This is a genomic window from Microbacterium sp. TPD7012, from assembly GCF_003075395.1.
In the GTDB taxonomy this organism is placed as follows: domain Bacteria; phylum Actinomycetota; class Actinomycetes; order Actinomycetales; family Microbacteriaceae; genus Microbacterium.
Genome location: NZ_QDFV01000005.1, coordinates 45,332 through 59,277, shown reverse-complemented (window position 1 = coordinate 59,277; position 13,946 = coordinate 45,332). Strand labels below are relative to the sequence as shown.

The window sequence follows — 13,946 nt, the reverse complement described above, 5'->3', positions numbered from 1 at the left end:
TCCGCATCCGCGGAGTGAGTTTTCAGTGACCTCAGCAACAGCCATCGCGCCGGACGCCGCAGATCTGCGGCGTCCGGCGCCGGTGCGCACCCTCTGGCTTCTCGCCGGGGTCGGACTCCTGCTCGTCCTCAGCATCCTGTCGATCTCCTTCGGTGTGCGCGCCGTGACGTTCGACGACATCGTCGCGGCCCTCGGCGGCCGGACCGACACCATCGAGCAGGCCGCGATCGTCAAGCGCATCCCGCGCACGGTGCTCGCGCTCCTCGTGGGGGCGGCCCTCGCCCTCTCGGGGGCGACCATGCAGGCCGTGACGCGCAACCCCGTGGCCGATCCCGGCATCCTCGGCGTCTCGAACGGCGCCTCGCTCGCGGTCGTGGTGGGGATCGCCTTCTTCGGCCTCAGCAACCCGTTCGGGCAGATGGGCTTCGCCATCGTCGGCGCGGCGGTCGCGGCGGTCTTCGTCTACACCGTCGGCTCGCTCGGTCGCGGCGGCGCCACGCCCCTCAAACTCGCGCTCGCCGGGGCTGCCACCTCGGCCGCGTTCGCCTCCCTCATCAGCGCCGTGATGCTCCCGCGCGTCGACCTGCTGCAGACCTTCCAGTCCTGGCAGATCGGCGGCGTCGGCGGTGCGGAGTGGCCGCGCATCGCGCTCACCGCGCCGGTCCTCGCGGTCGGTGCGCTCATCTGCCTCCTCTGCTCGCGCGGGATGAACTCGCTCGCTCTCGGCGACGACATGGCCAAGGGACTCGGTGAGCACGTCTTCCGTACCCGGCTGATGTCGGCTCTGGGAGCCGTCATCCTCGCGGGTGCCGCCACCGCGATCGCCGGACCGATCGGCTTCGTCGGGCTCGTCGTCCCGCACATCTGTCGGATGCTGATCGGCACCGACCACCGCTGGCTGCTGCCGTTCTCGGCCCTCGCGGGAGCCGCGCTGCTGACCGCGAGCGACATCGTTGGGCGGGTGATCGCGCCGTCATCCGAGGAGATCCAGGTCGGCATCATCACGGCGATCATCGGAGCCCCGTTCTTCATCTGGATCGTCCGTCGTCAGAAGGTGCGTGAGCTGTGAGCACGACCGAGCACACCCTGCACCGCTCCGACGAGTCGGCTGCGCACCGCACCGCGCGTGTGGTGGCGGGCCGTCGAGCCCGTCACCGCCGCCATGCGACGGCGACGATCGTGCTCGGCGCCGTGCTCTTCGCGCTGTTCGCCACGGCGCTCATGGTCGGCAACACGTTCTACACGCCCGACGAAGTGATCCGCGTGATCCTCGGTGAGACCGTCCCCGGCGCATCGTTCACGGTGGGCGACCTGCGTCTGCCCCGCGCGATCCTGGCGGTCCTCACCGGGATCGGCTTCGGCATCGCGGGAGTCGCCTTCCAGACGCTGCTGCGCAACCCGCTGGCGTCCCCCGACATCATCGGCATCTCGAACGGCGCCAGCGCCGCCGCGGTGTTCGGCATCATCGTCCTCTCGGCAGGCGGCCCCGTGGTCTCGCTGCTCGCACTCGGCGGCGCCCTCGTCACCGCTCTCACGATCTACCTGCTGTCGATCAAGGGCGGCTTCGCCGGCACGCGCCTCATCCTGATCGGGATCGGCGTGGCGCTGATGCTGCAGAGCGTCATCTCGTATCTGCTGTCGCGTGCGCCGAACTGGGACATCCAGGTCGCGATGCAGTGGCTCACCGGCAGCCTGAACAACGCCTCCTGGGAGCGTGTCCTGCCGATCGCGATCGCCTCGGCGCTGATCGTGCCCTTCCTTCTGCTGCAGGGACGCGCGCTCGGGGCGATGCAGCTGGGAGACGACTCGGCGGCGGGCCTCGGGGTGCGCGTGAACTCCACGCGGCTGCTGTTCATCCTCAGCGCCGTCGCCCTGCTCGCCTTCGCGACCGCGGCGACCGGTCCGATCGCCTTCGTGTCGTTCATGGCCGGTCCGATCGCCGCACGCCTCACCGGCCCCGGCGCGAATCTCCTCCTGCCGAGCGCGTTCGTCGGCGCGGTGCTCGTGCTCGGCGGCGACCTCATCGCGCAGTTCGCGCTCGGCACGCGTTACCCGGTGGGCGTCGTCACCGGCGTGCTGGGCGCTCCGTACCTGATCTATCTCCTCATCCGCACCAACCGCTCCGGGGGTTCGCTATGACCGTCTCGCACACTCTGTCGGCGGAGGGGGTGACCCTCGCCTACGGCGATCGCACCATCATCGACGGCCTCGACCTGCAGATCGCGCCCGGCAAGATCACGACCATCGTCGGAGCGAACGGATGCGGCAAGTCGACGCTGCTGCGTTCGCTCGCGCGTCTGCTCTCTCCCACGGCGGGGCAGATCGTGCTCGACGGCACCTCGGTGCACGCGCGTCCCACCAAAGAGGTCGCGCGCATCCTCGGCCTGCTGCCGCAGTCGCCGATCGCGCCGGAGGGCATCGCCGTTGCCGACCTCGTCGGACGGGGACGCCACCCGCATCAGAAGGCACTCGCCCGGTGGAGCGCCCACGACTACGAGGTCGTGGCGGATGCGCTCGAGGCGACCGGGGTCTCCGACCTCGCCGACCGCAGCGTCGACGAGCTCTCGGGCGGACAGCGCCAGCGTGTGTGGATCGCGATGGCGCTCGCGCAGGAGACCGACATCCTGCTGCTCGACGAGCCGACGACGTTCCTCGACGTGGCGCACCAGATCGAGGTGCTCGACCTGCTCACCGACCTGAGCGTCTCGCGCGGCACGACGATCGTCATGGTGCTGCACGACCTCAACATGGCCGCGCGGTACGCCGACGAGCTCGTCGCGATGAAGGCCGGTCGGGTGCATGCCACCGGCGCCCCGCACGAGGTCATCACCGCCGACATCGTGGAAGAGGTCTTCGGCCTCGCCAACCAGATCACGACAGACCCGGTTTCCGGAAAGCCGATGGTCACACCTATCGGGAGGCATCATGTCCGCTGAGACGACCACCACCGACCGCCCCACCTACATCCTCACCCGCGCCGAGGTGCGCGCGGTCGATCGCGTCTCGCCCTCCTTCGTCCGGGTGACGTTCGGGGGCGACGAGCTGTCCGAGTTCGGCACGCCGGGCGAGGTCTTCGACTCCCGCATCAAGCTCGTCTTCCCGCCGGCATCCGGCATCCTGCCTCCGATCGATCGGTCCTCGCACGACTGGTGGGGCTCGTACCTCGCCGTTCCGGAGGAGGAGCGCGGTTCGATGCGCACCTACTCCGTGCGCGAGCTGCGGGTGACCGAGGCCGGCACCGAGGTCGTCGTGGACTTCGTGCTGCATCTGGAGCCGGGGCTGACCGGCCCCGCCTCGCTGTGGGCGAGCCGGGCCGCCGTCGGGCAGGAGTTGTTCCTGGTCGGGCCGCGCCGCGGTGTGGATGCCGATGCGCACGGCGGCGCCGAGTACGAACCGGGCAGCGCCCGCTCCGTCGTGCTCGTCGGCGACGAGACGGCGGCCCCGGCCATCGCCCGCATCCTCGAGGACGCTCCGCGCGATCTGCGCGGCGTCGCCTTCATCGAGGTGCCGACGCCGGCCGACATCCTGGCGATCGACGCGCCGTCGGATGTCGAGGTGCACTGGCTTCCGCGCGATGCCGGTGAGCTGCACGGACTGACGCTCATCCCCGCCGTGCTCGGCTACCTAGGTGACGCGGATGCCGCCGAGGAGATCCGCGTGAAGGACATCGACACCGAGGAGCTGCTCTGGGAGACGCCGGACTACTCGGGTCTCGGCGAGGACATCACGGTGGCGGATGCTCCGGCGGAGCGCTACTTCTGGATCGCGGGAGAGAGCGGCGTCGTCACGACTCTTCGTCGCCACCTGGTGAAGGACCTCGGCATCGACCGCTCGCAGGTCGCCTTCATGGGCTACTGGCGCCGCGCCGTCGCGATGCGCGGCTGACGCGTTTCGTCTCGTCGCTGGCGCTCCTCGCTCAACGACCGAGAGCAGTGTGCTCCGGTCGTTGAGCGAGCGCAGCGAGACGAAACGCGCGGGCGGATGCTACTTCGCGAGGAAGTCCTTCAGCGCGGCGTTGACCTCGTCGGCGTGCGTCCAGAGCAGGCCGTGCGGGGCGCCCTCGACCTCGACGTAGTCGGCATCCGGCACCGCCTGGTGGAAGCGGCGGGCGGTCGCGTCGATCGGGAGGATGTTGTCCTTCGTGCCGTGCAGGATCAGCGTGGGCTTGGCGGCCGCGCGGACGGCTTCCACGTCGCCGCGGAAGTCCTCGATCCAGGAGGAGACGACCGCGTAGGCCGCGACGGGCGCGCTGCCGACGGCGACGTTCCAGCTGCCGGTGACGGCCTGCTCGCTGATGCGCGAGCCGAGGTTCTCGTCGAGGTTGTAGAAGTTCTTGTAGAAGTCGGTGAACCAGGCGAAGCGGTCGCCCTTGGCGGCTGCCTCGATGCCGTCGAAGACCTCCTGCGGAACACCCTCGGGGTTGTCGTCGCGCTGCACGAGGAAGGGCTCGAGCGAGGCGAGGAACGCGAGCTTGGCGACGCGCTCGTGGCCGTACTTCGCGACGTAGCGGGCGAGCTCTCCGGTGCCCATCGAGAATCCGACCAGCACGACGTCGCGCAGATCGAGGGTCTCGAGGACTGTGTTGAGGTCGGCGGCGAAGGTGTCGTAGTCGTAGCCGACGTTCACCTTGGAGGACTGACCGAAGCCGCGGCGGTCGTAGGTGATGACGCGGTAGCCCTGGGCGAGGAGCTCGCGGGTCTGGCGCTCCCAGCTGTGGCCGTCGAGCGGGTAGCCGTGGATCAGGACGACGGGCTGGCCGGCTCCCTGGTCTTCGTAGTACAGCTCGATCGGGGTGCTGTTCTCGTTTCCGACGGTGATGTAACCCATGATGCTGATCCTTTTCGGTTGCGGTGAGAACGGTCGTTCTCGCTCGATGTGTCCAACGTAGAGAACGTTCGTTCTCATGTCAAGTACACTGAGATCATGACCGAGGAAACGGTGCGTGAACAGATCCTTGCGGCGGCCGACGAGCTCTACTACCGCAAGGGATACGCGGCTGTGGGCATGGACGAGCTGCGCGCTGCCGCCGGCGTGTCGCTGCGTCGGCTGTATGGACTGTTCCCCGCCAAGAACGACATCGTCGCCGCCGTCCTGGCGCGCAAGCATGAACAGTGGGAGTCCGGCCTGACGGCCGCGGTGACGGATGCCGGTGACGAGCCTCGCGCCCGTCTCCTCGCCGTCTACGGCTACCTCGAGGACTGGTTCTGCGCCGACGACTTCCGGGGCTGCGCCTTCATCAACGCGTTCGGTGAGCTCGGCGGCACCAACCCCGAGGTCGCCGAGATCGTCCGCTCGCACAAGGCCGAGTTCCAGCAGTACATGGCTGGACTGGTTGCTGGGACCGGAGCGTCTCCGCTCCTGGCGGCGCAACTGTCCATCCTCGCCGAGGGTGCCCAGAGCACCGCGGCGATCTCGGCCGACCCGCAGGTCGCGGTGCAGGCGCGCAGTGCCGCCGAGGTGTTGATCGACGCGGCCGTCGCGACGACCGTCTGACGGGCGCCGGTCGCGAACCTCGTGTGTGTCTTACCTGGTTAGCGAATTGGATGCCGGTTGTCAATCCTCCTGCCGGGCGCGCAGGGGGAGGCTACTGTCGCAGCCATGGAATCCCGGACGCAGGACATCATCCGCCAGACCGTGATCATCGCCTCGGCATCCTTCATGCTGATCGCCGCCGCCGTGGGATCCGGCGCCTTCGGCGGAACCTCGGTGAACGAGCTGCAGGACGGCGCGCTCTCAGCGCAGGGGTCGTACCTCGCCCCGGCCGGCCCCGCCTTCTCGATCTGGTCCCTGATCTACCTCGGACTGATCGCGTACACGGTGTGGCAGGCGCTCCCGGCGCAGCGCGCGGACGAGCGCCAGCGCGCCGTCGGCGGGTGGGTCGCGGCGACGATGGTGCTGAACGGGCTGTGGCTCGTGACGGCCCAGTTCCTCACGCTCGTCCTCACCTGGATCGTCATCGTGCTGCTGCTGGCGACGATCGCACGGGTCATCGCGCTGCTGGGGCGTTTCCCGGCGAAGAACCTCGCCGACCGCATCCTTACCGACGGCGCTAGCGGCCTCCATTTCGGCTGGGTGACGATCGCGACCGTCGCCAACATCACCGCGTGGCTCACGCAGATCGGCCCTGAGAGCTGGGCGGATCAGGCCGAGGTCTGGGCCGTCGCCGTGCTGGTCGTCGTGCTCGTGATCGGCGCGGCATCCGCCTGGTTCACCGGCCGTATCGCCCCGGCACTCGCCACGTCCTGGGGGCTCGCCTGGTTGGCCGTCGGGCGCCTGACGGGTGAGCCGGAGAGCACCACGACCGCGGTCACGGCGATCATCGTGGCCGTGCTGTTGGTCCTGGCCGGCGTCGTGGCTTCGCTCCGTCGCCGTCGGACTGTCGCAGCGGCGTAGTCACCGCCGCTGCCCGTTCACAATTCAGCAAGAATCTGCGCGGAGGCGTCGAATCGGGTGCTCAAGGTCGCGTATCCGGAAGTTCTGACTGAATTGTGCACGGCCGGGAGCTTCGCAGTCGCCGGGCGGTCGCCGAGCAGTCCGGACCCCAGCCTGCTCACAATTCAGCAAGAATCTGCGCGGAAGTCCCGAAACGCCGGCCAGGGTCGCCGAATCAGAAGTTCTGACTGAATTGTGAACGGCCGAGCGCGACGAACGGGCTGCGAGCCCCCACCACGCAGCGCTCAGAGCACGAGCCGGTAGCCCATCCCCGACTCGGTGAGCAGGTGCACGGGCGTGCCCGGCTCCTGCTCGAGCTTCTTGCGCAGCTGCGACATGTAGAGCCGCAGGTATCCGGAATCCGACACCTGCTCGCTGCCCCAGATCTCCTTCAGCAGGTCCTGACGCGTGACGAGAGCGCCCGGATGCCGCGACAGATGCTCCAGCATCCGCCACTCGGTCGGGGTCAGGTGCACGCGGGCGCCGGCCCGTGTGACGGTCTTCGTCGAGAGATCCACGACGACGTCGGAGAACGTGACGACCGACTCGCCCCCCGCGGGAGCGGATCGGCGGGAGAGCGCCCGGAGCCGTGCCAGCAGCTCGTCCACCTGGAACGGCTTGGTGACGAAGTCGTCGGCTCCGGCATCCAGCGCCTCGACCTTGTCGGCGGAGCCGGTGCGGCCCGACACCACGATGATCGGCACGTTCGTCCAGCCGCGCAGGGCCTGGATCACCTCGATGCCGTCGAGCTGCGGCATCCCGAGGTCGAGCATGATGAGGTCGGGATGCGTCTGCGCCGCCGCCGCGATCGCTGCCGCTCCGTCCGCTGCGACGACGACCTCGTAGCCGTGGGCCGCGAGGGTGATCCGCAGAGCCCGCACCATCTGCGGGTCGTCGTCGGCGATGAGGAGCTTCACTGTGCCTCTGTCTCTCGCGGGTCCTGAGCCTGTCGAAGGTCGGTGGACCCTGCGGCCAGCGGCAGGGAGATGACCATCGTGAGGCCGCCGCCCGGCGTGTCCTCGGGTGTCAGAGTACCGCCCATGCCCTCGGTGAATCCGCGCGACAGGGCGAGTCCCAGCCCGAGTCCCGTCGTGTTGTCGGTGTCGCCGAACCGCTGGAAGGGCTGGAAGATGCGGTCGCGTCTCTCGGGGGCGACGCCGGCGCCGCGATCGATGACGCGGATCTCGGCGCGGTCACCGAGCGCGCTGGTCGACACGAGTACCCGGCTGCCTTCGGGCGCGTGACGGTGCGCGTTGGCGAGCACGTTCACGAGCACCCGCTGCAGCAGCACCGGGTCGGCCTGCAGCGCGGGCAGCGCCGGATCGAGAGCCAGGTCGACGTCGGCGGGACCGAGACCGAGCTCGTCGACCGCGGCGAGGATCGGTGCCGTCGCGTCCAGCCGTGTCGCCGAGACCGCCAGGACCCCCGCCTGCACGCGGCTCACGTCGAGCAGATCGGTGACGAGGGTCGACAGCGTCGCGAGACTCTCGTCGGCGGTGGCGAGCAGCTCGGCGCGATCGGATGCCGACAGCTCCTGGGCACCGCGCAACCCTCCGATCGCGGCGACCGCCGATGCCAGCGGGCGGCGGATGTCGTGGCTGACCGCCGAGAGCAGGGCGCTGCGCACCTGATCGGTCTCGGCCAGTGCCTCGGCTTCGAGGGCGGTCGCGCGCAGATCGGTGTGCTCGATCGCCGCCGACAGCTGCGCCACGATCGCATCGAGCAGGCGGCGTTCGGGGCCGGCGAGCGGCTCCCCGTTCAGCTCGAGCACGGCACGGGCAGCTCCGTCGGCGCCGATGCCGACCGGGATCGTCGTGGCGCGGCCGTCGGCCACGGGCTCGCCGTCGCTCGCGAGCACCTCGCCGTCGGGTGAGAGCAGTCGCACGCCGCTGAGCCCGAAGGCCTCTCGGGTGCGGCTCACGAGGGCCAGCACGGCGTTGTCGCCGCGGAGGACGTTGCCCGCGACGGCGGCGAGCAGCTCGGCCTCGGCTGCGGCGCGCTGCGCTGTGCGAGCGCGACGGGCGGCCTGGTCGACGATGATGCTGACGAGGATCGCGATGACGACGTAGAGCGAGAGAGCGAGCGCGTGCAGCGGATGCGCGACCGTGATCGTGAACAGGGGCGCGACGAAGAGGAAGTCGAGCGTGATGCCCGAGAGCACCGCCGCGAAGACCGCAGGACGGATGCCGCCGATCAGGGCGACCACCACGACCAGCAGCTGATAGGCGAGCACCTCGGCCGTGATGGACTCGGGGGAGCGGAACGTGAACATCACCCAGGAGAGCAGCGGGCCGAACAGCAGGGCGACCGCGAACCCGAGCACCTGCCGCCGCCAGCCGAGTGCTCCGCCGGTGATGCGGGGGAGCGCGAGTCGCCCTCCGGCGGCCGCGTGCGTGACGATGTGCACGTCGATGTCGCCGGAGCGCCGGATCACCTCGGAGCCGATGCCCGGTCCGGTCAATGCCGCGGTGAGGCGTCCACGGCGGCTGACGCCGATGACGAGCTGCGTGGCGTCGGCGCCCTGTGCGAACTCGACGAGGGTCGCGGGGATGTCGTCGCCGACGACCTGGTGGTAGCTGCCGCCGAGCGACTCGACGAGGGTGCGCTGGGCGGCGAGGGCGCCGGGCGTCTCGTCGCGGAGCCCGTCCTGGGCGGATACGTGCACGGCCAGCAGCTCTCCGCCGGCGGACCGCGCGGCGATCCTCGCGCCGCGGCGCAGCAGGGTCTCGCCCTCCGGCCCGCCGGTGAGCGCGACGACCACGCGCTCGCGCGCCTGCCAGGTGCCCTCGATGCCCTGCTCGGCGCGGTAGGTGCGCAGCGCGCTGTCGACCTCGTCGGCGAGCCACAGGAGAGCGAGCTCGCGGAGCGCGGTGAGGTTGCCGAGGCGGAAGTAGTTCGACAGGGCGGCGTCGATGCGCTCGGCCGGGTAGACGAGACCCGCGGAGAGCCGGTCCCGCAGCGACTGCGGTGCGAGGTCGACGACCTCGATCTCGTCGGCTGCGCGCACCACGGCATCCGGGATCGTCTCCTGCTGGGCGATGCCCGTGATCTTCTCGACCACGGCGTTCAGCGACTCGATGTGCTGCACGTTCACGGTCGTGATCACGTCGATGCCGGCGGCGAGGAGGCTCTCGACGTCCTGCCAGCGCTTCGGATGCTGCGAGCCGGGGCTGTTCGTGTGCACGAGCTCGTCGACGAGGGCGATCTCGGGGGCGCGGGCCAGGACCGCGTCGAGGTCGAGCTCGGTCAGCGGGACGCCGCGATGCTGGTCGACGCGACGGGCGACCTCTTCGAGGCCGACGGCCTGCGCGATCGTCGCGGCGCGCTCGTGCGTCTCGACGAGGGCGATGACGACGTCGTGGCCCTCCTCGTGCAGGCGCCGCCCTTCGGCGAGCATCTCGAACGTCTTCCCCACACCAGGCGCGGCGCCGAGGAGCACGCGGAGGCGACCTCGTGATCTCTGCTCCCTCGTGGGTCCCTGAGCTTGTCGAAGGGCCTGCTCTCCGCTCATGCGCCCTCCCGTCATCCCGCCTTTTGAATCCTATGAGCCGCACACCCGCTCCGGTCGCACATTCGCAGCGATCGTCCGCTCGGATCGATGCGGTACTGCGACCGGAACCGCAGCTCGCGTCGGCGGGTAGCACAACCCTTGCTACCTTGGTAGCATGCTCGCATGAGCAACGCGAAGGTGAGCCTGAGCCTGAGCGAGAGCGACATCGCCTTCCTCGACACGGAGCAACTGAGCGGCCGCTACGCCTCGCGCTCTGCAGCCGTGCAGGACGCGGTGCGCCTGCTGCGTGAGAGCCGACTCGCGGATGCCTATGCGCAGGCGTTCGGCGAGGGCTACGACGAGGAGTGGGACACCGTCGCCGATGACGGGCTGGCCTCGGCGTGACCGGATCCGAATCCGCGGTTCCCTTTCTCCGGCGAGGTCAGATCGTCCTCGTGTCGTTCGACCCTGCGACTGGTCCTGAGGCGAACAAGACGCGTCCGGCGGTGGTGGTGAGCAACAACACGGCCAACGCGGTCGCCGTTCGCCGACCCCATGCGACGGTGACGGTCGTGCCGCTGACGTCGAACACGGCGAAGGTGCTTCCCTTTCATGTGCTTCTTCCTGCGGCGGCGACCGGTCTGGAGCGAGACTCCAAGGCGCAGAGCGAACAGGTCCGCACCATCTCGACAGCGAGGATCGTCCGCCCGGTCGGGTGGGTCCCCGCCGAGATCATGGGCGCGATCGACGAGGCGCTCCGGCTGCACCTCTCCCTCTGACGGGAGCGATCACGCCGACCGCGTCGCCGTCCTGTCGACGCGGCGGATGACGAAGTCGATCGCCCTCCTCATCGCCGAGTGATGCGAGGTCGAGAGGCGCGAGCGCGCGGCATCCGTCACCGCATCTCCGCCCCCGTCCGCACGCGTCGCCGGAGACGGGTCGGGGTCGCGCAGGCTTTCCTGCAGGTCGGCGAAGAGCCAGCTGAGGTCGACCTGGACGGTCCGGGGGAACAGGACGGATGCCGGGTCGACGGCGTGTGAGTCGTGGATGGTCATACAAACTATTGCCCGATCCCGGGAGAAGAGTTCACGGGAATTCGGAAAGGGGCCGGGATCGGTCGCCGTTACGTCGAAGTCCCGCGACTCGCCCACAGCAGGCCGCGTTCCACGACCGTGCGCACGTTGGCGTCGCGGAGCACCTCCGGATCGTGGCCGGGGGTGGCGACGAAGACGCGGCCGGCGCCCCAGAGCCGCGTCCAGATCGCCGGTGAGGTGACCGGCCGGTGCCAGGGCTGATCGGGTCGGGCGGGATGCGTCGTCGTGGCCAGCACGTCGTTGAGGTCGTCGTGCAGCACCCAGTACTGCTCGGTGGTGAGTGCGAAGTCGTCGATGCCGCGCGTGATCTCGTGATCGCGGCCGAGATCGGTGATGTCGATCGTGTGCGGCAGGAAGCTGTCGGCGCCGTCGCCGCGGATCTGATCCTGCGCCTTCGCCGGGTGCTTCACGAACTGCCCGCCGACCAGCTGCAGGTAGTCCGAGTTGGCACGGTACGAATCGACGATGCCGCCGTGCCAACCTGCGAATCCGGTTCCGGCGAGAACGGCATCGCGCAGACCCCTCACAGCGGCGCCGGAGATCTCCGACATGGTCACCGACTGCACGATCAGGTCGATCTCCGCCATGGCGGCGGCATCCGCATAGATCTCGCTCGACTCCTCGATCCTGATGTCGTAGCCGTTGCCCTCGAGGAACGGGACGAACACATCCGTCGTCTCCACCGGCTGATGCCCGGCCCAGCCGCCGCGCACGATCAAGGCTCTGCGTGAGGTCATGCCCTCAGCCTACGGATGCCGCGCCGCCTCACGCCTGCGGCGGGCCCTCCGGGCGATGTGCGCGACGGCCCGACACCACGACCGGGCGACCGGCGCGCTCCTGGCCCGGCAGGGGGCGGGAGCGTCGGCCGTAGATGAGCTCGGACGAATCCAGCAGCCAGGGCACGAGGGTGATCGACACCCCGTGGACGAGCATGAGCTGGTTGGCGAGTCGCCGGGCGCGGCGGTTGTGCAGGAACGACTCCCACCAGTGCCCCACGATGTACTGCGGCAGGTAGACGGTCACGACCGAGGAGCCGTGCTTCGCCCGGTACTGCTTGATGAACTGCGTGACCGGTTGCGCGAACGACCGGTACGGCGATTCGAGGATCACGAGCGGGATCGGCATCAGGTGATCCGCCCACTGCTTCTGCAGCTCGGTGGCGGCATCCGCATCGACGGCGACGTGGACCGCGATCGTCTTGCCGTGCTTCGCGGCGACGGCGTAGTCGACGGCCTTCGCGACGGGCTTCTGCAGCTTGCTGACCATCACGATCGCGACGTCGCCCGTCGCTCCGAAGCGGGTGGTGTCGTCGATCGCGATCTCGTGATCGACGTCGCGGTAGTAGCGCTTCACGCCCATCATCAGGAAGGCGAGGATCGGGATCGCGAAGAACACCAGGTACGCGCCGTGGGTGAACTTGGTGATCGTCACGATCAGCAGCACCGCCACCGTCATCACGGCGCCGGCGGAGTTGATGATGAGACCGACCTTGGCGGATCGCCGGTCGGATGCCGCGGCGCCGTCGACCGCGTCGCCCGGTCGGCGTTCGGCAGGTCCCCGCAGCACGCGCCGCCAGTGCCGCACCATGCCGATCTGGCCGAGAGAGAACGACACGAAGACGCCGATGATGTACAGCTGGATCAGCGTCGTCAGCCGCGCCTGGAACACCACGAGGACGATGATGGCGCCGATGCCGAGCAGGATCATGCCGTTCGAGAACACCAGGCGGTCGCCGCGGGTGTTCAGCGACTTCGGCGCGTAGCCGTCGCGGGCGAGCACCGCACCGAGCAGAGGGAAGCCGTTGAACGCCGTGTTCGCCGCGAGCAGCAGCACGCAGGCGGTCGCCGCCTGGACGATGAAGAACAGGATGCTGCCGCCGCCGAACGTCGCGCTGGCGATCTGCGCCATCAGGCTGGGCTGCGGATTCGTGCAGTCGAAGCCGATGAGGTCGCACGGGTTCTCGGCGTAGTGCACGCCGGTGATCAGGGCCAGAGCCGTGAGCCCGGCGAACAGGCAGGCGGCGATCGAGCCCATCAGCACGAGGGTCGACTGCGCGTTGCGCACCTTGGGAGTGCGGAACGCGGGAACGCCGTTCGACACGGCCTCCACGCCCGTGAGGGCGGAGCATCCGCTCGAGAACGCGCGGAGGATGAGCAGGATGACCGCGGCCTGGCTGAGGTTCTCGGCCTGCACCGAGAACTCGGCGCTCGAGGCGATGGGGGCGTCACCGAGGAACGTGCGCACCAGACCGGTCACGATCATGAAGCCGACCGAGCCGATGAACACGTAGGTCGGGATGGCGAAGACGAGTGATGCCTCGCGCACGCCGCGGAGGTTCACGATGATGATCAGGATCACGAAGCCGACGGCCAGCTCCACGCGCAGGGGATCGAGACCAGGGACGGCCGAGATGATGTTGTCCACGCCCGAGGCGACCGAGACGGCCACCGTGAGCACGTAGTCGACGAGCAGAGCGGCCGCGACGATCACGCCGGGGATCTCGCCGAGGTTCTTCGAGGCGACCTCGTAGTCGCCTCCGCCGGAGGGGTAGGCCTTGATGAGCTGCCGGTAGCTGAGCACGACGACGATCAGCAGCAGGACGACGGCGGCGGCGACGAGGGGGGTGAAAGAGAGGAAGGTGAGCCCGCCGATCAGGAGGATCATCACGAGCTCCTGCGGCGCGTACGCCACGGAGCTCAGCGCGTCCGACGCGAAGATCGGCAGCGCCATCTTCTTCGGGAGCAGCTGGTCCTCGACCTGCTCACTCGTCAGCGGGTCGCCGATGAGGATGCGCTTGGCGCGCGGAGGTGCATCCGCGCCGTCCTTGATTTCATCTGACACGTCCGGCGACACTACGCCTGCCGACGGCATCCTCACGACATCCTCACGGAATCCCTACGGCGTGTCGGGCGACCCTCACGGAATCCTTA

At 69.3% G+C, this 13,946-nt stretch carries 14 protein-coding genes; 8 read left to right on the top strand and 6 right to left on the bottom strand.

From position 1 onward, the window contains the following. Positions 1–25 precede the first annotated feature (25 nt). Genes DC434_RS14550 through DC434_RS14535 form a run of 4 tightly spaced genes read left to right on the top strand, consistent with a single transcriptional unit; the run spans position 26 to position 3,885 of the window. The gene (locus DC434_RS14550; protein WP_116636031.1) at positions 26–1,069 is read left to right on the top strand and encodes an iron ABC transporter permease; all 1,044 of its coding nucleotides are present in this window, start codon (positions 26–28) and stop codon (positions 1,067–1,069) included. After that, positions 1,066–2,139 carry an iron chelate uptake ABC transporter family permease subunit gene (locus DC434_RS14545; protein WP_116636030.1) on the top strand — a complete coding sequence of 358 codons (1,074 nt, stop codon included), beginning with the start codon at positions 1,066–1,068 and terminating at the stop codon, positions 2,137–2,139. The genes DC434_RS14550 and DC434_RS14545 overlap by 4 nt, the downstream gene beginning before the upstream one ends. Then, the gene (locus DC434_RS14540; protein ID WP_116636029.1) at positions 2,136–2,936 is read left to right on the top strand and encodes an ABC transporter ATP-binding protein; all 801 of its coding nucleotides are present in this window, start codon (positions 2,136–2,138) and stop codon (positions 2,934–2,936) included. The genes DC434_RS14545 and DC434_RS14540 overlap by 4 nt, the downstream gene beginning before the upstream one ends. Further along, positions 2,926–3,885 (top strand): siderophore-interacting protein, encoded by a 960-nt coding sequence (locus DC434_RS14535; protein WP_116636028.1) that lies wholly within the window; start codon positions 2,926–2,928, stop codon positions 3,883–3,885. Before DC434_RS14540 ends, DC434_RS14535 begins: the two co-directional genes overlap by 11 nt. A gap of 99 nt (positions 3,886–3,984) precedes the next feature. Here the strand turns inward: DC434_RS14535 and DC434_RS14530 are convergent, their stop codons facing one another. Next, positions 3,985–4,827, bottom strand: a complete 843-nt coding sequence (locus DC434_RS14530) for an alpha/beta hydrolase (RefSeq protein ID WP_116636027.1) — start codon at positions 4,825–4,827, stop codon at positions 3,985–3,987. 96 nt (positions 4,828–4,923) lie between these two features. Between DC434_RS14530 and DC434_RS14525 the strand changes: the two genes are divergently transcribed. Both DC434_RS14525 and DC434_RS14520 read left to right on the top strand, forming a co-directional pair. Beyond that, on the top strand, positions 4,924–5,493 hold the full coding sequence (locus DC434_RS14525) for a TetR/AcrR family transcriptional regulator (protein WP_116636026.1): 570 nt from the start codon (positions 4,924–4,926) through the stop codon (positions 5,491–5,493). A 105-nt stretch (positions 5,494–5,598) separates the two neighbouring features. Next, positions 5,599–6,393: a TspO/MBR family protein gene (locus tag DC434_RS14520; protein WP_116636025.1), complete on the top strand. Its 795-nt coding sequence runs from the start codon at positions 5,599–5,601 to the stop codon at positions 6,391–6,393. Between the two features lie 284 nt (positions 6,394–6,677). On the opposite strand, the gene DC434_RS14515 is transcribed toward DC434_RS14520, so the two are convergent. Then, entirely contained in the window at positions 6,678–7,349 is a 672-nt protein-coding gene (locus DC434_RS14515) for a response regulator (RefSeq protein ID WP_116636024.1), read from the bottom strand. Further along, on the bottom strand, positions 7,346–9,943 hold the full coding sequence (locus tag DC434_RS14510; protein ID WP_116636023.1) for an ATP-binding protein: 2,598 nt from the start codon (positions 9,941–9,943) through the stop codon (positions 7,346–7,348). Before DC434_RS14510 ends, DC434_RS14515 begins: the two co-directional genes overlap by 4 nt. Positions 9,944–10,105: 162 nt before the next feature. On the opposite strand from DC434_RS14510, the gene DC434_RS14505 reads away from it, so the two are divergent. Both DC434_RS14505 and DC434_RS14500 read left to right on the top strand, forming a co-directional pair. Then, on the top strand, positions 10,106–10,327 hold the full coding sequence (locus DC434_RS14505) for a ribbon-helix-helix domain-containing protein (protein WP_116636022.1): 222 nt from the start codon (positions 10,106–10,108) through the stop codon (positions 10,325–10,327). Next, entirely contained in the window at positions 10,324–10,701 is a 378-nt protein-coding gene (locus DC434_RS14500) for a type II toxin-antitoxin system PemK/MazF family toxin (RefSeq protein ID WP_116636021.1), read from the top strand. The genes DC434_RS14505 and DC434_RS14500 overlap by 4 nt, the downstream gene beginning before the upstream one ends. Before the next feature lie 9 nt (positions 10,702–10,710). Here the strand turns inward: DC434_RS14500 and DC434_RS14495 are convergent, their stop codons facing one another. The 3 genes from DC434_RS14495 to DC434_RS14485 all read right to left on the bottom strand — a co-directional run bounded on the left by DC434_RS14495 (position 10,711) and on the right by DC434_RS14485 (position 13,887). Next, complete coding sequence (locus DC434_RS14495) at positions 10,711–10,977, bottom strand: hypothetical protein (RefSeq protein WP_116636020.1); 267 nt, start codon at positions 10,975–10,977, stop codon at positions 10,711–10,713. Positions 10,978–11,045: 68 nt separating this feature from the next. After that, positions 11,046–11,753 (bottom strand): ThuA domain-containing protein, encoded by a 708-nt coding sequence (locus tag DC434_RS14490; RefSeq protein ID WP_116636019.1) that lies wholly within the window; start codon positions 11,751–11,753, stop codon positions 11,046–11,048. 28 nt (positions 11,754–11,781) lie between these two features. Next, positions 11,782–13,887 (bottom strand): APC family permease, encoded by a 2,106-nt coding sequence (locus DC434_RS14485; protein ID WP_243408944.1) that lies wholly within the window; start codon positions 13,885–13,887, stop codon positions 11,782–11,784. Between the last annotated feature and the right edge of the window lie 59 nt (positions 13,888–13,946).